The sequence below is a fragment of the Vibrio floridensis genome (assembly GCF_021852965.1).
Lineage (GTDB): Bacteria > Pseudomonadota > Gammaproteobacteria > Enterobacterales > Vibrionaceae > Vibrio > Vibrio floridensis.
The window spans coordinates 77,792-99,349 of the sequence record NZ_JAKGCY010000004.1 but is presented as its reverse complement, the minus strand read 5'-3'; the positions used below and the strand labels follow the sequence as shown (position 1 = coordinate 99,349).

Below are 21,558 nucleotides of genomic sequence, written 5' to 3'. Positions count from 1 at the left end.
GAGTGTAGGCGCGTCAATACTGATTTGGTTATTTTTTGTTCATTTTTTTGGTTTTGAGTTTTTCTAACATTTTGCAAGGAAAAAAGAGTCTTAAGACTTGTTTGTAAACAGAAAAATTCCTACCAAAGAGAATGTAAAAACCTGACACATCACGATAGGGCATTGATTAACAAGGTTAGGCTGCTAACTCACTTATCATGAAATAACATTGAGTTTCTAGTGGCACATTCATTACCAAGAAGTAAGATTTCGGTATCAAACACAACGAAATATGGGACGTAGTACTAGGAGTATCGACGTTTTGTTTTCCAGGGCGAATTAAATCATTTATCTTATAAATGGATAGGGAATCTATAGAAGTTGGTTGGCGCAGTTGAGAGCAAGTTTTGTTGCTAAGCGTTGGTGGCAACAGGCTTGTTGGTATTCTTGCTTTTGATATGGATTGATTATGTTTGTGCTGCAACCTTCTCTACGTTCCATCTTATTATCGGTGATGCTGCTTGTTTCTGTGGTGCCGATTGTTTTTTTTTCTTACTGGGCGGTTGTTCGTGCGCTGGATAGAGAGTATCAAGCCGTCAATGAAAAGCATTTGTTGCTCGCTAAAAACCTGAGCGCCGCTTTGGAGCGCTACAGCGTAGACGTACTTGCGGTGTTTAATGCTGTCACTGAAGAGCTTGAGAGTGGAGCGATCACCGTTCAACAGATAAAACTGCTCAAACAACTCAACTTACATACTTTAGGGCAGTACAAGAAAGAGGCAGCAAATCCGGAAATCATTTTTGGTGATGCTGCTTTTTTACCGGAACGTCTCGAATTCCGAGCCAGCCTATTCACTCAGGTCTCATCGGTTTTTTCTCAAAGTCTACCCATTCCCACCCTCTATCTCTACCGCGAAGATACATACGGTCGAGTTTGGGTGGCGGCGATGGCGAATGAGTATGTTGCTCAGCTTCAAGAGGCGGTGAGCTTTGGCGAGAAAGGGCATGCCGCTATTGTCGATAACACCGGAAGCGTCTTGGCTCATCCAAACAAAGAGTGGCAAGCTCAGGCGAAAAACATTGCCAAAATCAGTGTGGTAAAACGGATGTTAAGAGGTGAAACAGGCGTGGAGCGCTTTTATTCACCAGCAATGAAGGCAGACATGATTGCTGGGTTTACTGTGACGCCGACGTTAGGCTGGGGAATTATGATCCCTCAACCTGTGAGTGAATTAGATGCTGCAATCAACGATTTTAAAAAAGTGACGTTGGTGGTAGCCATCGCCTGTTTTGTCATCTGTTTTATCTTAAGTTGGCAGCTCTCGGGCCTGCTAATGCGACCAATAAGGAAACTCACTAAACAAATTCAAGGAATGACGGAGAGCCACATCTCTCATTTGGAAACCATCGAAGGTTTTACTGGAATTAAAGAGACTCAAGCGTTGGTGGAAAGCTTCAATCTCATGGCTAATGAAGTGAATCGCGGGCGAAAAGAGCTCGAATTTAGAGTCTTAGAAAGAACCAAAGAGCTGAAATCGGCAGAGCGTTTCGCGCGTCATCTCGCATCACATGATGCTGTCACGGATTTGCCGAATCGTACTGCCGTGAGACAAGCGATAGCAAAATTCTTGGAGCGTAAGCAGCCGTTTTCACTGTTATTTATTGACCTTGATGGCTTCAAAGCTGTCAATGATGAGTATGGTCACCAAACAGGCGATCTCCTTTTGAAAGCGGTCGCTCAGCGGTTACTGGATACTGTGGGTCAGGAGGATATGGCAGCTCGTTATGCCGGAGATGAGTTTATCGTTTTGTTGAAGAATCAATCGACGCAAGAAGCGACCCAAATTGCTCAAGCACTGCTTGAGACGATTGCGATACCAGTGATTGTTGAGCGCAAAGCCCTCGTCATTGGCGCAAGTATTGGATTAGTGACGGTTGACGTCGAGACGACGTCAACCAATGTGGATAGCCTCATTCACGAGGCGGATATCGCCATGTACCAAGCAAAATCCGCAGGCAAGGGAAGAGTTGTCCAAGTGCAAAAAGCCAATGAAAGCAACTGATCATCCGCAAGACATCATCCAGCAAGGAATCCTAAATCTTTTTGCGCAAAATGCTTGAGGTTGGGGAATACGTCGAGCAATTGCTGCTCAGTTTGAATACCCATCCACTTTGCCACCGTTGCACCGATTTGTTCGACGGAGGTGGTTGGAATCATTCGGCCGCGATTAAAATCGTTTTCCCCATCAAGGATGAGGGAAGGCCATTGGCCATAAATCCGACCAGATTGCAGAGCGCCACCCATGACCCAGTGATTGCTTGCCCAACCGTGATCCGTTCCCGAGCCATTGCTGGCAAGCCTTCGGCCAAAATCGGACATTGTCATGGTAGTGACTTGATGGGCGATCCCGGCGTTTTCAAGCGAAGTGTTAAAGGCGTCGAGGGATTGGCTTAGCTCAGCCAACAAGGTTTGATGGGCGACCAATTGGTTAGCATGGGTGTCGTATCCACCCATTCCAACGAAATACACCTGTCTTTGATGCCCCAGTTGTTCACTGGATGTGATCAATCTTGCCACGGTATGAAGCTGTTGGCTCAATCGGTTATCTGGGAAGTGTGGCTCCTCAGGAGAGGACTCTAGCGCGGCTGAAAGCTGATCTCGAATGGTAATAGAATCGCTCTTCACCTGATCAAAAGCTTGTGCAAATAGGCTATCGGGCTGCAGCGCCAAAACTTGGTCAAAGCTTTGTTTCCTCAACGTATTGTTGTTTGCCCATAAAGTGGGCATGCCATCTGGGTTGATCAGGTTCGCGCGCTGCTTCTCACCATTCAGCCACTGCACATAGCCGTTGATGCTGAACGTTGGGCTCACTTCTAACTGCCCATTGGAAAGCACATCCATCATTCTGCCTGCCCAACCTAACGTGGAGGAACTGCCCGCCCAACCCCTTTGCCATTCAGCTTGTTGCGAGTTGTGTGAAAAAAGAAAAGGCGGTAGAGCGCGAGTGCCATTGAGAAGCTCTGTTTTGGTTGTGGGTTCTACGAGTACCCCACTGTTGACAATGGGAATCGCTTTACCGCGGTTAACTAATGCTTGCAGTTCACTCATGGCAGGGTGAAGCCCCAAAGAGAGCGTTGAACCTGTGGCCAATGTCAGCGGCAATAGCGATTCTTTGGCTAATGCAATGTCAGGCCGAGCGCGGGCATATTCATCGTAATGGGCATCACTGGTCGGAACCAACATATTGAAGCCATCATTGCCACCAAATAAAAACACGCACACAAGCGCTTTATAATCATTGGTGGGTAGAGCGAAGCTGGGTTTGCTGCCCATCATCGATACCAAAGGTGTGGCGGCGAGAGCAGAGATAAATTGTCGACGAGTTACCATGCGTTGTTTACCTCGGTGTGAAATTCCTGACTGTTCAAAATGATATGCAGCGCATTACGCACTTTGGTGTTTTGTTGGTGCTCTTTGAGCTGATTTAAGTTCTGCTCAATGATGAGCGCAAGTTCTGGGCTGATTTGCTCGGAGAGAAAGCGTCGGCTCAGCTCGGCAATCAGCGCGGGATGATCATTCGCGAGCGCTTCTAACGGGGCGAGATTAACGACAATTTTCTTTGGGTTTTCTTCTGAATCGTATTGACTGTTTCCAGTAGTAGACCACATCTGGTTACTGATATTGATGAAGTTGTTCCAGCTTAGAATCTGAAATTCTGGCGCTACTAGGCCTTTTTCCTTCATTTGCGCATTTGGCGCGTAGTCCGGCGAGAAGAAATTGAACACACTCGGAGAAGAGAGAGGCGCTTGGCCAAAGGCGAAAAACGTACCATTGCTGTTGTGGTAACGTCCGGTTGGGTCGGCACTTTTGGCTTCGAGCGCACGGTAAAGATTGGCCATTGAAATCAGCGGCTCTTTCAAGCGCTCTGTTGGGCCATTGAGTGCTTCTGGGTCGAGCAAAATAGCTTGGATGACGGCTTTGAGATCGCCTCGTATGCCGTTGCCATTGTCATTAAAGGCCAAAGCCACACGTTCAACATACTGAGGGGACGGGTTGGACGTGACTAGCCTTTGGATAAGTAGGCGAGCGATGAATGGACCGGTATTGGGGTGGTTGGTCAACATCGCCATCGCTTGAGCCATATCTTGTTCAATGCTTTGCCCAGCAGGGAAGCGCTCACCCATGACGAACTTCTCATCGCTATCGTGTTTGTCCGCATAAGGTGCCATGGCTTGAAACCAATCTCCCTGCTTACTGGTCCAACTGCCATTACTTTTGTCCGCCAAGTGCCAACCGGTAAAGACTCGCGCTAAGTTTTCGATGTCATCTTGTGAATAAGTCGAGAGCAGGGCCCCGTTATTGAGTAAAGGGGTGCCATCTTGGTTGAGTTGGTACAGACCTATGCTAAATAGCTGCATCACTTCGCGCGCGTAGTTCTCATCTGGGAAGCGGTTTTTTTGCGGATCGGCGTGCTGGTTTGCCATCATCGAAAGGTAGTCGCCCATTACGGGATGGCGAGTTACCGCTTCCAGCAGATCACGATAATTGCCAAAAGCGTGTTCCAACAGCATATCGTAATAGTGTGTGAGCTCTTGCGCACGGCCATTGAGGCTGGCGCCATAACGTGACACAACAAAGATCTCACTCAAGGCAAAGGCGACTCGCTGACGCAGTTGATCAGGAGCATGATTCACCTGATGCCACCAGACTGCAACGCGATCTGATTGAGTGGGCGTATCGCCCTCAATCACATAACTTTGTAAGAGCGGAAAATGGAATGAGGGGGGCATTGAAAATTGCTGATCCAACCAAGCTTGGTAGCCAACTGACGCCATTTGTTGATAACTATTCGGGGTTGGGCCAAAGGTCGCTCGATAAAGCAAATCGTAGCGTTGGTTCGGTTCTAGACGGCTGGGTTCTGCCGGGGATGAGTTGCTGCTGTCACTGCCGCATCCCGATAACAGAGCACCCAAAAGAGTGACGGGTAGAATGCGTATTTGCCAAAAATTCATAGATTCCTTTCCTACTTGCTGGCGCAGTGCTATCGGCCCAAAAAGCTCACCCTCGAAAGCGTTTCTCGTGATGTTTGTCGAGGGAGGATTATTGGCTGCCGAACTGTCACACCAAGTAGTTTGTATATAAACGGTGATCGAGTAAAAAATTGAGCGGAAAGTAGCAGAAAGCGTGCGGTAATTAAAAGCGTCGATCAGGATTAATGTGCAGTTGCTTCAAGTTGCGTCGAAGCTGATTACAGAAAATGCAAAGGCAGTGCAAATTATAGAATGAAAAGGAGTAAGCCTTTTGGATGGTTTGCGTTTTGATGGTGCATCTTAAAGAAGGCAGCGATGTGGGAGAGAGTATAAACGTAGGAAAGGGCATAAAACGGTGAAACCCCAGAGGTGGTAAGTCTCTGGGGTTTCGAATTTTTTAGATTGTTCGGATGGTAAGGCCGAGAATCTTATATATGCAAAAGGTTGGATTAAATCCGATTAATTCCCTGGTGAGGAATTAGATACGGATGAAGTCCATGTGCTCAACTTTTGGCTTGAACGCGTGACGTTGAACGTCTTGTGGCTTAACCTTAACTTCTTCGCCGCCGATCACTAGAGTGATTGCTTCGTAGAATTCAGGCTTGTCCATTTGGTTTACGATGTCATCGTGGTTTAGTGCTACTGCAACTGGTGCTGCTTCACCACCGTAAACAACTGCTGGGAATTGGCCAGCAAGACGTAGGCGGCGGCTCGCACCTTTACCTAGTTCAGTACGTACTACTGCTTCAAATTTCATAGTTTTACTCTCAAATTAGTAAAAGTTAATTTCATACTCTGTAATGCGACCTTACAGAAGTAAGTATGGCTTCAACGGGAAGTTTCCTGTCAAAGCGAGCGCGGATACTACCACTCAACCGTGCTTTGAGCAACTGATATTCCGCCAAAAGCGCTGTTTTATAGTGGTTTCTTATCGTCGCTAACCCTTTGCTGCCAGCTTAAGGGTTAAATTGGCGCGTAAACCGCCAAGTTGGCTGCGTTCTAGCGTAAGATCGCCGCGATAGCTGTAGGCCATTTCCGCCACAATATTCAGTCCTAGGCCGGTACCTGGCGTGGTCTCATCAAGGCGAACACCCCGTTTCAGCACCTGAGTGAGGTGTTCCTCAGCGATTCCTGGCCCGTTATCTTCGATGATGAGCGTAAGCTGGTCGTCGCTTGTTAGTGTGCTATGGACTCGAATTTGGCTGCGTGCCCATTTGTAGCTGTTTTCAAGTAAGTTACCCAGCATCTCGTCGAGATCGCTTTGATCGACGGCCACCTCCAGTTCACTGTCCAGTTCGTTGATAAGCAATAGATCTCGCTCGGCATAGACTTTATCGAACGCTATGGAAATGGCATCGACACGCTCAGAAGGGTTGGATTTCACCGAAAGAATATTCATCGAGCCGGCCATTCGAGCACGACCAAGATGGTAATCAATATGCTGCTGAATCTGTTCAACCGGTGGTAAGAGCTTGTGGCTTGATTCGATATCCAATTGGCTGATTTCGTTACGCAAAACAGATAGCGGTGTTTTTAAGGAGTGAGATAAGTTGCCCGCATGGTTGCGAGCACGTTGCAACAACTCTTGATAATGGAAGAGCAGGGCATTGAGATCATCGATCAGCGGCGATACTTCCGCTGGATAACTGGCTTCGAGCTGTTGTTGGCTACCGGCTCTTAGCGCTTTGAGCTCGCGTTGTAATTTCCCTAATGGTCGGAATGACCAAGCGATTTGCAAACCAATCACGGTCATGACGCCAACAAAGAGCAGACCGAGAATCATCCACAGTTGTCCAGTTAAATGGTCCAAGGTGGATTTCATCGGCGCTTCATCCATGCCAATCACAATGTGGACGGGTTTCACGTACTCAGGGAGAAATACATCCTGCTCTAACACAATTAAACGTTCATTTTTCGCCCCAAGCACCGTTTTTCGTATGGGACCTTGCTTGATTTGAATCGTGCGATCCCAAAGAGAGCGAGAACGCAGAGTTTGGTTGTTGATGGTTGCCGTCCAATATAGGCCGCTGTATGGCTGACTGAAACGAGGATCGGAAAGCCGTGATGAAAGCACAATACTGCCATTCTTACCGGCTTCAAGGTTGGCCGAAATTTCATCTAGCGCCAAGCGCAGTTGGCTTTCCACATCACTGACTAAATACTCTTTAACCAGCTTGGGAATCCCGACACCGGCGGCGATGATCATTGCGGTCACCCACAGGCAAGCCGCCAAAAATAGGCGGCTTTTTAAGCTGAGGTGCTTGAAAAGCGGTCGCTTAGTTGGCATTGAGCCGATACCCAAGGCCGCGAACGGTTTTAATGATATTGGGTGCGATCTTCTTACGAATGCGTCCAATGAAGACTTCAATGGTATTGGAATCACGGTCGAAGTCTTGCTTGTAGATGTGTTCCACCAGCTCAGTACGTGAAATCACTTTATCGGCGTTATGCACAAAATAGGCAACCACTTTGTATTCCAGTGCGGTCAAACTCACCGCTTGACCCTGCCACATCACTTTTGACGTACGTGTGTCCAAACTCAGGTCTCCGATTTGCATTACTGGTGACGCGTTACCGGAGGCTCGGCGCAATTGGGCGCGAATACGAGCGATCAGTTCAACCATTTCAAACGGTTTGGTTAAGTAATCATCGGCACCTGCGTTTAAGCCTTCCACGCGTTGAGTAAGGGTATCTCGCGCACTTAAAATAACCACTGGTGTGTTGATGTTTTCGTCACGAATGCCTTTTAGTACGGTTAATCCGTCTAGCTTCGGTAGGCCCAGATCCAGCACTATTGCATCCCACTCTTCTGACGTCGCACGGTACAAAGCATCGATTCCATCTTGAGAAAGCTCAGGCACCCAGCCCGTTTTTTCGAGGGATTCAATAATCTGTTCGCCCAAACGAGGGTCATCTTCCACTACCAAAATTTTCATATGATCTTTCTCTATTTCTTGATGACGTCGTGTAAATTTCGACCTTTTATCTCAATGAGTTCCAAGGTGGTGGCGTTGTACTCCACTTTGATGATGTGATTATCATGGACCAATTTTAACTCATAGATCCATTCGTCATCATCTTCTTCTAACTCGACTTTGATCAGGCGACCATTGAGTTGTTTGTCGACGGTAGAATAAAGTTCAGAAAAAGGCTTGATCAACCCTTGCTGCACAGCTTGGTAGACTTCGTTCTGATCTTCATCAAACTCGATTGCCGTGCCTTCTTTGTAGACGTCCTGTACAAGTCTGTGGCCATCTTGCTCAAGGTTTTGCGCCATGGCGGGCGCAACAAGGAGAGAAGAGAATAAAAGAGCGCAAGTGAGCTTACTATTTAACATGTTCTTACCTTGGTAAAGAGTGTGAGCCGAGTATAAATGAATAAAGATGAATCGAAAGTGAACCTTGTCTCTCCGAATCAGGCTAGCGCTCTTGCAGTTCATCTTCGAAAATTTTATCGCGCATCTTCCAAAAACGGCCACTTTTACGGGCGATGACAAATTGTGGCGGTCGGAATCGATGCTGGTGAGCCACAACTTTGGTTGGCGAGGCCTCTTCGAAAGGACGATGTTTGTCTGCCAAGTGAGGTCGCACAAACTGATTCTTAAACAGCAATTTCTGTTTGGCGGTGGTTAAAGGCCAAAATTCATGCACTTGGGCTTGATTATCGCCGAGATAGCTGACTTTTAGCTGCGATTTGCCTTCAGGATTTTTATGCACACTCAACACCATCTCAAGGCATTCAAACACTAACGCATCTTTGAGATTTAACGCCTCTTTGAGCTTTTTATCTGGGTCCACTAAAGTGGCATCGCATTCGTGGCAGATGCGCGCTGCAATGTCATTATCAGCGCCACATTCACCGCAATATTTGGCGCGAAAGCGATAACCACAATGCTCTCGCTCTCCACTCTCTTCGTCAGTGAAATACCCTTGGCAGCGTCGGCCAAAGTGCTCTAACAAAAAGCCATTGCTGTCGAGCTTGCCCCAAAAGTTGTTATTAAAGCCGCAAGCAGGGCAGGGAATGGTGATGATCTCACTGTTTGAGTCTGGTTTGGGATCGCCGACTTCTGGTTGATAAAGGTCATAGCTGTTACCCGCGTAGTCGAGCACTAAACATTCTTCTTTGCCGGGGGAGAGCCTCAAACCACGCCCTACAATTTGTTGATAAAGGCTGATGGACTCGGTAGGGCGCAGAATCGCAATCAGATCAACATGGGGCGCATCAAAACCTGTTGTGAGCACCGAGACGTTGACCAAAAACTTGATTTCACGCGCTTTGAAGCGACGGATGATCTCATCTCGTTCTGGTGTCGGCGTGTCACCAATGACGATAGCGCTGTCATCTACGGGCAATAAGCCGTGGATCTCTTGGGCATGACGCACCGTGGCTGCAAAAATCATCACACCCTGCTTGGTTTGGGCGAGATGAAGGATTTGCTCAACGATCTGCGGTGTCGCACGCTTGGCTTTATCGATCACCATATCCAGCTCTGCTTCTTTATAGCGGCCAGTGTTAGCGGGTTTCAACTGTGAAAAATCATACGCCAAGACGGGGGCGTCCATCATTCTGGCTGGGGTAAGAAAGCCTTCATCGAGCAAATAGCGAATGGGTAATTCAAAAATACAATCGCGGAAAAATCGCGCGTCTTCGCTGCGAACTTGGCCGCGAGTGTGATACTGGTAAATCCAGCCGATGCCTAAGCGATAAGGCGTGGCCGTTAGGCCGAGGATTTTTATCCCCGGATTGAGATCCGTTAAATGGCTAATGACTTTTTGATAGCTGCTGCTTTTTTCTTCCGGTACTCGGTGGCATTCATCGATTACCAGCAGAGAGAATTGATTACGAAACTGCTCTAAATTTCGAACGACCGATTGAACAGAGGCGAAAACCACCTGATGTTGGGTTTCTTTTCGTCCCAATCCTGCCGAAAAAATCGAACCTTGTAAGCCATATCCCTCATATTTCGCGTGATTTTGTTCAACCAGCTCTTTTACATGTGCCAGAACCAATACGCGTCCTTTCGCCAATCGTGCCAATTCGGCAATCACTAAACTTTTGCCCGCCCCAGTTGGCAGTACAATGACTGCCGGCGTGGAATGGCGGCGAAAATAATGCACAACGGCTTTGACTGAGTCGGCTTGATAAGGTCTGAGGGTGTACATGGAAACGATGAAATCACTCAACTATTCTTTGTGAGCTCGCTATAATACCCGACCTTAACCAGATGAGGTATTCATGCGTTTAGATAAATTTCTTTGCGATGCGCTTGGCGCGACGCGAAAAGAGGCCACTAAGATTCTAAAAAGTGGTGAAGTGACTGTTAACGAACAAGTGCAAAAAAGCGGTGCGGTAAAAGTAACGGAAGAGTGTGTGGTTGAATGGCAAGGGCGCGAGCTGGCTATGCAAGGACCGCGTTACATTATGCTTTACAAGCCTGAAGGTTTTGTCTGCTCGCATGAAGATGGTTTTAACCACACTGCGTTTGTTTTATTAGACGAAGTAAAAATGGATGAGCTTCATTTTGCAGGTCGTTTGGATGTGGATACCACGGGCTTGGTGTTGATCACCGACGACGGTAAGTGGTCACACCGTATTACTTCGCCTAAGCATAAATGCGACAAAACTTACCGTGTTTGGTTGGCGGACCCGATTGGCAGTGATTATGCAGAAAAACTGGCCGAAGGCGTACAATTGCGTAACGAAAAGGAGCTAACGCTTCCAGCGCAGATGACCATCGTCAATGCGGATGAAAACGAAGTGCTGCTGACTATCCATGAGGGCAAATACCATCAAGTGAAACGCATGTTCGCGGCATTGGGTAACAAAGTTGAGCAATTACATCGTGAGCGTATTGGCGCGATCGAGCTGGATGAAAGTCTTGAGCCGGGAGAATACCGTTACCTCACTCAGGAAGAAATAGACTCTGTTTGGAAATGATTTAGTTCCTATACGGAACTAGTGTTTCTGCCTAATCTGTATCACAATAGTTCAGCCTGCTGACATTTCTTTAACCTCTTCACGCAGGCTGCTATGGCATCACGCCATCATTTCCCTCCCAGAATTTCTAGCAGAAAGGACAACGGCCAACGTTTGGCAAACTGTTGTGGAACATGGGCAACGAGATTGTATTGCGACCGGAGTGTTGCGACGCAATCGCAACCAAAACGGAGCATTAATGACCAATCAATCTCAAGCCGTTAGCCAATCACAAATTAGTCTCTTTTTGTTTGCTGTACTCGGTGCCATCGGTGCGTTGACACCCTTGGCCATCGACATGTATCTACCAGCGATGCCGACCATAGCACGCGATTTGGGCGTCGATGCCGGTGCGGTGCAGTTTACTCTAACCGCTTATACTGCAGGTTTTGCGCTCGGCCAGCTGATTCATGGTCCACTGGCAGACAGTTTTGGTCGACGTCCGGTTTTATTGCTTGGGGTGCTCTTTTTTGGCCTAGCGGCGGTGGTCAGTGCCACCACTAATGGCATTGATGCGTTAACGTATGTGCGCACGGCGCAAGGCTTTGCTGGTGCCGCGGCTGCGGTGATCATTCAAGCCGTGGTTCGCGATATGTTTGATCGCGAGGACTTTGCGCGTGCGATGTCGTTCGTCACATTGGTGATCACTATTGCGCCTCTTGTCGCGCCGATGATCGGTGGTCACCTCGCTATTTGGTTTGGTTGGCGTTCAATTTTCTGGGTGCTGGCGTTTTTTGCCGTTATCGTGATCGCCCTTGTTTGGTGGCAAATACCAGAAACACTCAAGTTAGAAAACCGACAGCCATTGCGCTTCAAAACGACCATGCGTAACTACTTAAAGTTATGCTGTAACAAAACGGCAATGGGGTTGATTCTGTCTGGCGCGTTCTCTTTCTCGGGAATGTTTGCTTTTTTAACCGCAGGCTCGTTTGTCTATATTGATATTTACGGCATTTCACCCGATCAGTTTGGCTATTTGTTTGGTTTGAACATTGTTGCGATGATCATCATGACCAGTCTAAATGGCCGAATGGTGAAGAAAGTGGGATCGCATTTCATGTTGCGTTTGGGTCTGACTGTTCAATTGATCGCCGGTCTTGGTCTATTTGTCAGTTGGCTACTAGACCTTGGGCTATGGGGCACGGTACCATTCGTGGTTCTATTTATCGGCACACTTTCTACCATCGGCAGTAACGCAATGGCGCTATTGCTTTCTGGCTACCCTAATATGGCGGGGACGGCGTCTTCTCTGGCGGGCACATTGCGTTTTGGCACTGGCTCTCTAGTTGGTGCTTTGGTTGCGATACTGCCATCAGGAGTGACTTGGCCTATGGTGCTAGTGATGTCTGCGTGCTCTGTGCTTTCAGCACTGTTTTATTGGATTTTCGGACGAAAAGCATAATGTCGAACTACACAAGTGAAATTCAGCGCTTAGTGAATACCGCACTCGCTGAGCTGGCTGCGGAACATCAATCGGGCAAATTGGTCGACGCACCGATTGCCAACAACCACTTTTTGGTACGTTGGGTGACCAAAGCGCTGAAAGGTCAGCGTTTCGACCGTTGTGTTGTCGCGGACTTAACTCGCTGGCAAAAAGCAGGACGATCGAAAGGAAATGACGCGGCGCTGTTGCCAACGTTCCAACGTATTTCTGCGTTTTATGCTTCGTTCTTTGCCCAAGAGGGCGCACCAAAAGCGATTACCGACAAACAGATCGAAGCTTTTCTCGATGAAATGGAAAACGCGGGCTGGGAAGTGTCGACTTCAGATCCGATTGTCGGCTGTGGCAAAGTGCAGATTTTCACGGAAGGACAGAACTCTTTGGCACTGTGCGCGCAGCAGTGCGAAAACTGTTTTGACGGCGAGCTATTAGTGAAACCGATGAGCTGGTTTGTTCGCGGTCACCATGCCGGTTTCGTTGAGAAAGCGAGCGCGGCTGGGTTTATGGTTCACAAGGTGACGGACTATAAATCTAACGTCAAATATCATGGTGAATATTTGGTGTTCCCGAGCAACCTCGGTAACCAATTGGCGGAGATCCCGCTGAGCTTTACTTGCTAGTGGTTAGGCAGACACTTCAGAGAAGGCGCTAATGGTTTAGCGCCTTTTTTACGATCGCTTTCACCATGCCATTAAAAATAAACAGGTGAGCAGGCATCATGGCGAACCAGTAAAGTAGGCCCGGAAAACCTTGTGGATGCCACCACGCGGTGACATTGAGCTCCCGATAATGGCCATGATCGTGGATGGTAAACTCGAGTCGACCTAAGCCTGGCCCCTTCATGCCGAAAAACAGCGAAAGAAATTGCTGCTTTTCACAGCGAATCACTTTCCAAGAATCGATATAGTCGCCCACTTTTAGCTCAGGGCCGGCTGGAGAGCGGCGAACAGGCCGAGAGCCGCCAAATAGCACATCGAGCCATTCGCGGGTGCGCCATAAGATATCGGCGAAAAAGTACCCCTCTTCACGGCTGCCAATTTTTTGCACCCATGTCCAAAGTGACTCTGTGCTTGCTTGGGTGCGAATGCTTGCTCCTGCCTGTTTGGCGTAGTAACCGTAGCCTGGCTGCCAACGTTGAAGTGCGGTTGGATCAAATCCCCAAACATTGCTCCTCACGAAAGTACCTTCATTTTCAACCGCTTGAGCCACAGCCTCTTGGTAACGAATCAGTGGTTGAGGGTATTTTTCTCGTATTGCTTGGGAGTTAGCAATGTAGTCGTGCTCTAAGCCTGCCAAAAGGGCTTTGCCGATATTGGAGGGCACCGAAGTGATTAGCCCAAGCCAATGAGAGGCAAGCCTCGGCGTGAGTAACGCAGAGCTGACCAAGCGGAACGGGATCTTGGTGACTTGGCAAATGGTGCGAAATTGATCTCGGTAGGAGAGGGTATCGGGTCCACCGACTTCGTAAGTGTGGTGCTGCTCTGGTGTTTCCTCCGCTAGACGCAACAAGTAATGATTCAAATTGTCGAGTGCTATCGGATTGGCTTTTGAGTCGACCCATTTGGGCGTGATCAGAATGGGTAAGTGGTAAACAAAATCGCGCATAATTTCGAAAGCCGCAGAGCCGGGGCCGATAATGACGCCCGCGCGTAGCTCGGTGACGGGGATATTGGCTTTACGAATCACATCCCCAGTCATTTTTCTCGCCAGTAAATGCTGCGAGCAGCCCGATTGCGGTTGGATGGCACTGAGATAAATAACGTGCTTAACATCGCTGTCCACAAGTGCTTGATAGAAATGATCGGCAAGCGATAACTCGTAGTCGACAAAGTCGTGTCCATGGGCCATGCCGTGGACAAGGAAGTAAATGAGCTCAAATTGGGGGATCAGTGCCTGGGTTTGTTCTTGATCGGCCAGATCCAGGTAGTGAAAGTTCAGAGAAGGGTGGGGCAGCACTCGCGCTCGCAAATGATCTATGTGCCTTGCCGCCGCCGTGACCTGATAACCTTGCTCAAGAAGCTGCGGGATCAACTGTGAACCCACGTAGCCAGAGGCCCCTAACACCAGCACTTTTTTCATTCCGTTTTCCTTAACGAGTAATGCTCCTGTCTGAATATTTTCATGTTGTCGCATTTTCATTGTCGACTCAAGCGCTTGCTGTCTATTTTGTCGGTAAGTGATTTAAAAAGGAGAGCTTTTGATTCAAGGCAAAGGAAACCCGAAATAGCGTGATGTAGGGCTCAAAATACTTCCGGTTATCAGGTTTTTAGTGTAGATTCTTGTTCCAATTTCTCAAAGCAACAAAGTGATTCGAACAATGCTACAACTTTCAGACCTATGTAAAGGCTATGTGGATGGAGGCGAGTTTCATCCCGTACTACAAGGTGCTGAATTGTCCCTAAAGCAAGGGGAACAACTTGCTTTGATGGGGGAAAGTGGCTCTGGCAAAAGCACTTTGTTGAACTTGATTTCCGGCCTCGACATTGTTGATTCTGGCGAAATCATGTTTCCGGGATTTGCTATGAACGATGCTCCAGAGCATCTTCGAACTGCCTACCGCCGAAATAATATTGGCCATATCTTCCAGCAATTCAACCTGTTACCTACACTCAATATTGCCGACAATATTCGTTTTTGCCGCCAATTAAAGGGCCTTCCTGATGATAAGGGATTGTGGCGTCAAATTTTATCGGCTTTGGATCTCATGCCGCTTCTTGGGCGTTATCCGGAAGAAGTGTCTGGGGGACAACAGCAGAGAGCGGCCATTGCTCGAGCGTTGTATATGGAACCCAAATTGCTGTTGGCGGATGAACCCACTGGTAGCCTTGATGAACGCAATGCCGAAGCAGTGATGCGCTTACTCACCTCGCTTACCCGTCAGCTAGACTGCACCTTGTTGTTGGTAACACACAGTGAAAAAGTGGCCAAACACATGGAAGGGATGATTCGCCTGCAAGGGGGGCAACTGCATGTTATGGCCCGTAGTTAAGGCGCTACTTGGTCACTACAGACGTTACCCGCTACAAATATTATTGGTGTGGCTTGGCCTCACGTTAGGCGTGTCTTTATTGGTTGGTGTGACAGCCATCAATCATCATGCGCAAGAAAGCTATCAAAACGGTGAAAAACTCTTCAATAACCCTTTGCCGTACCGCATCCGCCCAAAGCACAGCGCCAATAAAATTCCACAAGGTTTCTATATTCAATTACGCCGAGCTGGCTTCCAGCAATGCACACCTTTCGACATGCACCAGATCAAAACGGCAGATGGGATGGGTCTAACGTTGATAGGTATGGATCCTGTTGCCATGTTGCAGTTGGAGAAAGAAACCTCTTTAAATCGCGCCACCTCACTGGCGTTAATGAATCCGCCATACCCGATTTTGATCAGCCAAGATTTAGCGAAACATATGGCTTGGCAAGATGGCGACTTTATTGCGTTAGACGATGGAAGCCAATTGGGGCCATTGAAGGTCGATCGAGATCAGCGTCTAAATGGCAGTCGTATGGTTGCAGATATCTCATTGCTGAGGATGCTAAAGCGTAGCTCCGGCCTCTCTGTCATCGCTTGCGCAGAAATGCCGCCAGAGAAGCTAGAACATTTGAAACGCTACCTGCCGAATGGCTTGACCTTAGTACGCAACAGCCAAGATGAATTGGAGTCGTTAACCAAAGCGTTTCACCTAAACCTCACGGCAATGGGCATGTTGTCATTTCTGGTCGGGCTATTTATCTTCTATCAAGCCATGTCTTTGTCATTGATCCAACGCCAGCCGCTTGTGGGAATTTTGCGCCAAACGGGTGTGACAGGTATGCAGTTGGCAAAAGCACTGTTGCTTGAACTCGCCATTCTCGTTTTAGTCGCGTGGGGATGTGGCAATTTATTGGGTCTCGTCCTCGCCAATGAACTGATTCCGGCTGTATCGGCTAGTTTAGGGGATTTGTACGATGCCAACGTTGGCCTTTCGATCGGTTGGAGTTGGGAATCGAGTTTATACAGCTTGTTGCTGGCGGTTTTGGGAGCGTTAATTTCCTGCCTTTGGCCGTTAATTCGCCTGCTAAAATCGCCACCGATACGACTCTCTTCCAAGCTTTCTCTGGTGAGATTTGCTGGTCGTGAATTTGCCTGGCAGGCGCTCGCTGCCTGTGGATTCAGTGTGGCAGCCATTGCGGTGTATCAGGCGCCTAAAACACCAGAATCAGGTTTTACAATCATTGCACTAATGCTGATGAGTGTGGCGTTGTTCACGCCTTTTTTAATGTGGAAGGTATTTAACAGCTTTTCTTATACTTTGCGCTGGGTGAATTTACGTTGGTTTTTCGCCGATATGGCTGCCAGTATGAGTTATCGTGGGGTCGCTATGATGGCATTCATGTTGGCGTTGGCTGCCAATATTGGTGTTGAAACCATGGTGGGCAGCTTCCGAGATACCACGGACAAATGGTTAACACAGCGTCTCGCAGCTGATCTCTATATTTACCCCACTAACAATTCCGCCGCACGTTTAAGTCATTGGTTGGAAGCTCAGCCAGAAGTGGATGAAGTGTGGTGGCGCTGGGAGAAAGAGCTGGCAGGGGAGCGTGACGTTGTTCAAGTGGTCAGCACAGGACCAAGTGATGGCGAGTTGGAAGCGCTTACGGTGAAGCTGGGCGTACCCAACTATTGGTATCACTTACATCATAGTAAAAGCGTCATGATCAGTGAATCGATGGCTTTAAAACTCGATATCCGACCCGGCGATTATCTTGATCTTGCTGCCCCTCTTGGGGGAGGCTGGCATGTGGTTGGCGTTTATTACGACTATGGTAACCCCTACAATCAAGTGCTTTTATCTCATCGGAACTGGCTTTATGCCTTTGCTGGTACGGGCAACGTTGGTTTAGGTGTGTTGTTAAAAGAAAACGTGAATGGTGAAGGTCTCAAGCATCGTCTAGAAAACATCTTTAGACTGACGTCTGAACGAGTGTTTGATAATAACAATATCTATAGTCAAGCGATGAGAGTCTTTGATCACACGTTCGCGATTGCCGACACCTTGGGCAACATTACACTCGTGATTGCGGTCTTTGGCCTCTTCTTTGCTACACTAGCTGGCGAAATGAGCCGTCAGAAAAATATTTCAATTTTACGTTGCTTGGGTGTATCGGGCAAAGAACTGATCGTTTTGGGTGGCCTACAGTTGTTTGTTTTTGGTGTAATTTCTGCTTTGATTGCGGTGCCTCTAGGCATGGCTTTAGCGACGTTAGTGGTTGATATTGTCATCAAGCAATCTTTTGGTTGGTCTTTGCAACTGCAGATCGATGTGTTTGAATACGGCCAAACCATTCTGTGGGCAATGATTGCGATTATGCTGGCAGGTGCGTTACCCGTGTTGCGCTTAATCAAAAACACACCAATGAAATCGCTAAGGGATTCGTTTTAAATGAAATCACATGCCGTGCAATCAAAGAATGCAGTACTGATTGCCATCTTCATCGTGGTGGCAATCAGTACGGCCTTTCTAGGCTGGTATTGGTCAAAACCTGGCGACAATAAGGGTCAAGATTATCATTTGAAAACCTCATTAGGCATTCAAGACAAAACCATATTTGAGCCAGTTTTGCCGAATAAAAAAGTGACTTTGCCGGATGATTTTAAGTTTCACGAGCAGTACCAACATGAATGGTGGCACTATTTCGCTACGCTAAAAGACGCACAAGAACAAGTTTATACTGTTCAGTTCAGCATGTTCCGTATTGCTACCGATGAAAGAGAAGTCAGTGGTTGGCAAAACCCACAACTTTATCTCGCAAACATTGTTCTTACCGACCCCAAAAATATTGTGTTTGAGCAAAGAGTGGCTCGCGGTGGTATTGGACAAGCGGGTTCCACGAATAAACCTTTCCGAATGTGGATCGATAACTGGTCGTGGAGAGCGTTGGGGAGCACTCCATTTCCGGGAAGCTTAAGTGTGGATACCGATGATTTTTCAATTGAGTTAGCAACAAGGACCGGTGGACCATTTGTGTTAAATGGTGATAAAGGCTACCAGATTAAACATGACTTAGAATCCGTTGCCTCTTTTAGTGTGAGTGCTCCCTTCTTGGATGTGAAAGGGATACTTTCTCTTGATGGACGCAGAATTGAGGTTGCTGGGCAAGCATGGCTGCAAAAAGAGTGGGGCAGTAACTTGTTCGGTGAAGGGCAGCAAGGCTGGGACTGGTTCACGTTGCAACTGGACAACGATAAAGCGTTAAGTGTGAGCCGTTACCGCCATCGAAGTAGGCTACCCTATATTTTTGGCACATTATCTACTACGTCTGGAAAAGTGATTCCTTTGACGGAAAAAGAAGTAACCATTTATCCGATTTTATACACCACGTTGACAGATGGTAGACGCGTGCCTTTGCAGTGGGCAATAGAAGTCCCTAGTCAGGATATTTACGTGCAGACGAAAGCGCTCTACGCAGAAATGTGGCTTCCATTCTTGATTCCATATTGGGAAGGGCCGATAGAAGTGTCGGGGAGCAAATCGGGTCACGGTTTCATGCAATTAACTGGTTATTAAAACAAAAGGTCCGATTGGGCCTTTTGTTTTATCTGTTACGATTTGTGAATAATAACGCGTTTGGCTAACATGTGTGCAACGTTGCCGCTATAATCTTTTCAATGGCTTGAAACATAAAACATCTGTAATACAACGACGTGATAATAGGTTTTTGTCGGAAAAACCGAAGTTAAACATCTAAACAAGCGATTATTCCTACAAAATGGTTATCTATACACTGCTGACATTCTTTGAAGTTCGTTGATTACGATTATAAATAAAAGGGTGAAATCATGAACGATGTCCTTCGTGACTTTTTTAAAATGGAATCTGCTGGCGGTATTTTGCTTGTGATCGCTGCCGCGATCGCAATGGTGATTGCAAACTCGCCTCTCAATGAAAGTTATCAAGCGATTTTGCATACTTATGTATTTGGCATGTCAGTATCTCACTGGATAAATGATGGCCTAATGGCAATTTTCTTCTTGCTTATCGGCTTGGAAGTTAAGCGTGAATTATTAGAAGGTGCATTGAAATCGCGTGAAACTGCGATCTTCCCAGCGATTGCCGCCGTGGGTGGTATGTTGGCACCAGCGCTTATCTATGTTGCGTTTAATGGCAATGATCCGGAAGCGATTAAAGGTTGGGCAATTCCAGCAGCGACCGATATTGCATTTGCTTTGGGTATCATGGCGCTGCTAGGTAAGCGCGTTCCTGTCAGTCTTAAAGTGTTCCTTTTGGCATTAGCGATCATCGATGACTTGGGCGTCGTTGTGATTATTGCACTCTTCTACAGTGGCGATTTGTCGACACTGGCGTTGACGATTGGATTCGCGATGACGGGTGTCTTGTTCATGCTAAACGCTAAGAATGTGACAAAGTTAATTTGGTATATCGTTGTCGGCTTTATCTTGTGGGTAGCGGTACTGAAATCGGGTGTCCATGCGACCTTGGCCGGTGTAGTGATTGGTTTCTCTATCCCATTACAAGGCAAAAAAGGTGAACACTCTCCGTTGAAACACATGGAACATGCGCTTCACCCATATGTTGCTTTTGCTATCTTGCCTGTCTTTGCTTTTGCTAACGCTGGTATCTCGCTTGAAGGGGTTTCTCTTTCTGGCTTGACTTCGATGTTGCCGCTCGGTATCGCACTAGGACTGTTGGTTGGTAAACCACTGGGTATATTCACCTTTAGCTGGGCAGCGGTGAAGTTTGGTGTGGCTAAATTGCCTGAAGGTGTGAACTTCAAGCACATTTTTGCCGTGTCGGTGCTCTGTGGTATCGGTTTTACCATGTCGATCTTTATTTCATCGCTGGCGTTTGGTGGTGCAAATCCAGAGTTTGATACTTACTCTCGCTTGGGCATTTTGATGGGTTCAACGACAGCAGCATTGCTAGGTTATTTCTTACTACACACATCACTGCCAAAAACGGCAGTTGAGAGCAAGAAAGCTGTAAGCTAACGGCTCCCCAACTTTCTTCCTTAAGCCCCTGCTAGAATGCAGGGGCTTTTCTTGGTCGCTCTAAAGGCTGAAGATAAATCTGTACATAGAGAAGGATTACAACCACTTGGCATCGTAGTTGCGAGAAGAGCAAAAAAAAAGCCCAGTACCAATTGGGTCTGGGCAGATACAAACATAGGAGTTAATAAGATAAAGCAGCAACGTAACAGAAAGTAAGAAACAAGTTTGACGGCCAGTAGAACTTTAAATTGCCCTTTTTGTTACATCTATTCAGACCACCTCAATTCTAAACAGTTCCAAAAAATTTTAAAAAAATTATTCTTATTTTAAAAATTATTAAATTCAACCACATAACAAATAAATTCATCATCTGGTCGGACCAATGTTGAAAAGTGTGATGTTAATTGCTTGTTAATTTATGGTGTCAAACGTATATTTCAAACAGTTGTTTGATACGGGTGATTAAAATGGCTCCAAGAAGCAGTACAAAAGAAAAAATCCTTGATGTAGCCGAAGGTTTATTTGCGGAATACGGTTTTAATGACACGTCATTGCGCACCATAACGGGTAAAGCAGGCGTTAATCTTGCGTCCGTGAACTACCATTTTGGCGATAAGAAAACCTTAGTTCGTGCAGTACTTAACCGTTACTTAGAGGCACTGATGCCTGCGGTAAAGCAATCTCTGACTCAGCTCAATAGTCAAGAGAGCTATACGATGGATGAAGTGTTTGAGTCGCTTCGATTGCCGCTAAGAGAGCTCAATGATGTCAGGCCCAATGGTACCAGCCTTTTTATGCTTCTCATCGGTCGAGGCTATACCGACGTGCAGGGCCATCTAAGATGGTTTATCACGACACGTTATGCCGAAGTGCTGGAGCTTTTTATCGCCTCCATCCTAAAAGCCAACCCAGCGTTGACGGAAGAAAAACTATTCTGGCGTTTGCACTTCACTTTAGGTACGTGTGTTTTCACCATGGCTTCTAGCCAAGCGTTAGTGGAAATTGCAGACAGTAAATTTAATCAACAGACCGACGTGAAATCTGTCGTTGATCTATTGATTCCCTATCTCTCAGCCGGCATGTCCGCTGAGTAGCTATTATTAAAATACAAACAAGGACCAACAGGTTCCACCAAGTGAACA

The 21,558-nt window shown here is 47.2% G+C and carries 17 protein-coding genes; 9 read left to right on the top strand and 8 right to left on the bottom strand.

Going from position 1 to position 21,558, the window contains the following annotated elements:
* Window positions 1–448 precede the first annotated feature (448 nt).
* Window positions 449–2,041 carry a sensor domain-containing diguanylate cyclase gene (locus tag LZU85_RS08690; protein ID WP_237286896.1) on the top strand — a complete coding sequence of 531 codons (1,593 nt, stop codon included), beginning with the start codon at window positions 449–451 and terminating at the stop codon, window positions 2,039–2,041.
* 14 nt (window positions 2,042–2,055) lie between these two features.
* Here LZU85_RS08690 and LZU85_RS08685 read toward each other — a convergent pair whose 3' ends face one another.
* From LZU85_RS08685 to radD, 7 genes are all read right to left on the bottom strand, one after another.
* Window positions 2,056–3,369, bottom strand: a complete 1,314-nt coding sequence (locus LZU85_RS08685; protein WP_237286895.1) for a DUF1501 domain-containing protein — start codon at window positions 3,367–3,369, stop codon at window positions 2,056–2,058.
* Window positions 3,363–4,991: a DUF1800 domain-containing protein gene (locus LZU85_RS08680; RefSeq protein ID WP_237286894.1), complete on the bottom strand. Its 1,629-nt coding sequence runs from the start codon at window positions 4,989–4,991 to the stop codon at window positions 3,363–3,365. Before LZU85_RS08680 ends, LZU85_RS08685 begins: the two co-directional genes overlap by 7 nt.
* Window positions 4,992–5,487: 496 nt before the next feature.
* On the bottom strand, window positions 5,488–5,766 hold the full coding sequence (gene rplY, locus LZU85_RS08675) for a 50S ribosomal protein L25 (protein ID WP_011080674.1): 279 nt from the start codon (window positions 5,764–5,766) through the stop codon (window positions 5,488–5,490).
* A gap of 180 nt (window positions 5,767–5,946) precedes the next feature.
* Window positions 5,947–7,296 (bottom strand): ATP-binding protein, encoded by a 1,350-nt coding sequence (locus LZU85_RS08670; protein WP_198102630.1) that lies wholly within the window; start codon window positions 7,294–7,296, stop codon window positions 5,947–5,949.
* Window positions 7,286–7,945, bottom strand: coding sequence for a response regulator transcription factor (locus LZU85_RS08665; RefSeq protein WP_237286893.1), 660 nt, complete (start codon window positions 7,943–7,945; stop codon window positions 7,286–7,288). Before LZU85_RS08665 ends, LZU85_RS08670 begins: the two co-directional genes overlap by 11 nt.
* An 11-nt stretch (window positions 7,946–7,956) precedes the next feature.
* Window positions 7,957–8,346 carry a PepSY domain-containing protein gene (locus LZU85_RS08660; RefSeq protein ID WP_011080671.1) on the bottom strand — a complete coding sequence of 130 codons (390 nt, stop codon included), beginning with the start codon at window positions 8,344–8,346 and terminating at the stop codon, window positions 7,957–7,959.
* 82 nt (window positions 8,347–8,428) lie between these two features.
* Complete coding sequence (radD, locus tag LZU85_RS08655; RefSeq protein WP_013571977.1) at window positions 8,429–10,171, bottom strand: DNA repair helicase RadD; 1,743 nt, start codon at window positions 10,169–10,171, stop codon at window positions 8,429–8,431.
* 73 nt (window positions 10,172–10,244) lie between these two features.
* Between radD and rsuA the strand changes: the two genes are divergently transcribed.
* From rsuA to LZU85_RS08640, 3 genes are all read left to right on the top strand, one after another.
* Window positions 10,245–10,946 (top strand): 16S rRNA pseudouridine(516) synthase RsuA, encoded by a 702-nt coding sequence (gene rsuA, locus LZU85_RS08650; RefSeq protein ID WP_011080669.1) that lies wholly within the window; start codon window positions 10,245–10,247, stop codon window positions 10,944–10,946.
* Between the two features lie 238 nt (window positions 10,947–11,184).
* On the top strand, window positions 11,185–12,387 hold the full coding sequence (locus LZU85_RS08645) for a Bcr/CflA family multidrug efflux MFS transporter (RefSeq protein ID WP_237286892.1): 1,203 nt from the start codon (window positions 11,185–11,187) through the stop codon (window positions 12,385–12,387).
* Window positions 12,387–13,046, top strand: coding sequence for a DUF2913 family protein (locus LZU85_RS08640; protein ID WP_017422197.1), 660 nt, complete (start codon window positions 12,387–12,389; stop codon window positions 13,044–13,046). Before LZU85_RS08645 ends, LZU85_RS08640 begins: the two co-directional genes overlap by 1 nt.
* 28 nt (window positions 13,047–13,074) lie before the next feature.
* Here LZU85_RS08640 and LZU85_RS08635 read toward each other — a convergent pair whose 3' ends face one another.
* Window positions 13,075–14,565 (bottom strand): DUF2867 domain-containing protein, encoded by a 1,491-nt coding sequence (locus LZU85_RS08635; RefSeq protein WP_176297343.1) that lies wholly within the window; start codon window positions 14,563–14,565, stop codon window positions 13,075–13,077.
* A gap of 178 nt (window positions 14,566–14,743) precedes the next feature.
* Between LZU85_RS08635 and LZU85_RS08630 the strand changes: the two genes are divergently transcribed.
* From LZU85_RS08630 to psrA, 5 genes are all read left to right on the top strand, one after another.
* Complete coding sequence (locus tag LZU85_RS08630; protein ID WP_013571971.1) at window positions 14,744–15,415, top strand: ABC transporter ATP-binding protein; 672 nt, start codon at window positions 14,744–14,746, stop codon at window positions 15,413–15,415.
* Window positions 15,396–17,849 (top strand): ABC transporter permease, encoded by a 2,454-nt coding sequence (locus tag LZU85_RS08625; protein ID WP_237286891.1) that lies wholly within the window; start codon window positions 15,396–15,398, stop codon window positions 17,847–17,849. The genes LZU85_RS08630 and LZU85_RS08625 overlap by 20 nt, the downstream gene beginning before the upstream one ends.
* Window positions 17,850–18,974, top strand: a complete 1,125-nt coding sequence (locus LZU85_RS08620; protein ID WP_176297345.1) for a lipocalin-like domain-containing protein — start codon at window positions 17,850–17,852, stop codon at window positions 18,972–18,974. It abuts the gene before it with no gap.
* A 272-nt stretch (window positions 18,975–19,246) separates the two neighbouring features.
* Window positions 19,247–20,416 carry a Na+/H+ antiporter NhaA gene (gene nhaA / locus LZU85_RS08615; protein WP_176297346.1) on the top strand — a complete coding sequence of 390 codons (1,170 nt, stop codon included), beginning with the start codon at window positions 19,247–19,249 and terminating at the stop codon, window positions 20,414–20,416.
* A 467-nt stretch (window positions 20,417–20,883) separates the two neighbouring features.
* Window positions 20,884–21,510, top strand: a complete 627-nt coding sequence (gene psrA / locus LZU85_RS08610; RefSeq protein WP_011080660.1) for a TetR family transcriptional repressor PsrA — start codon at window positions 20,884–20,886, stop codon at window positions 21,508–21,510.
* Window positions 21,511–21,558: the final 48 nt, after the last annotated feature.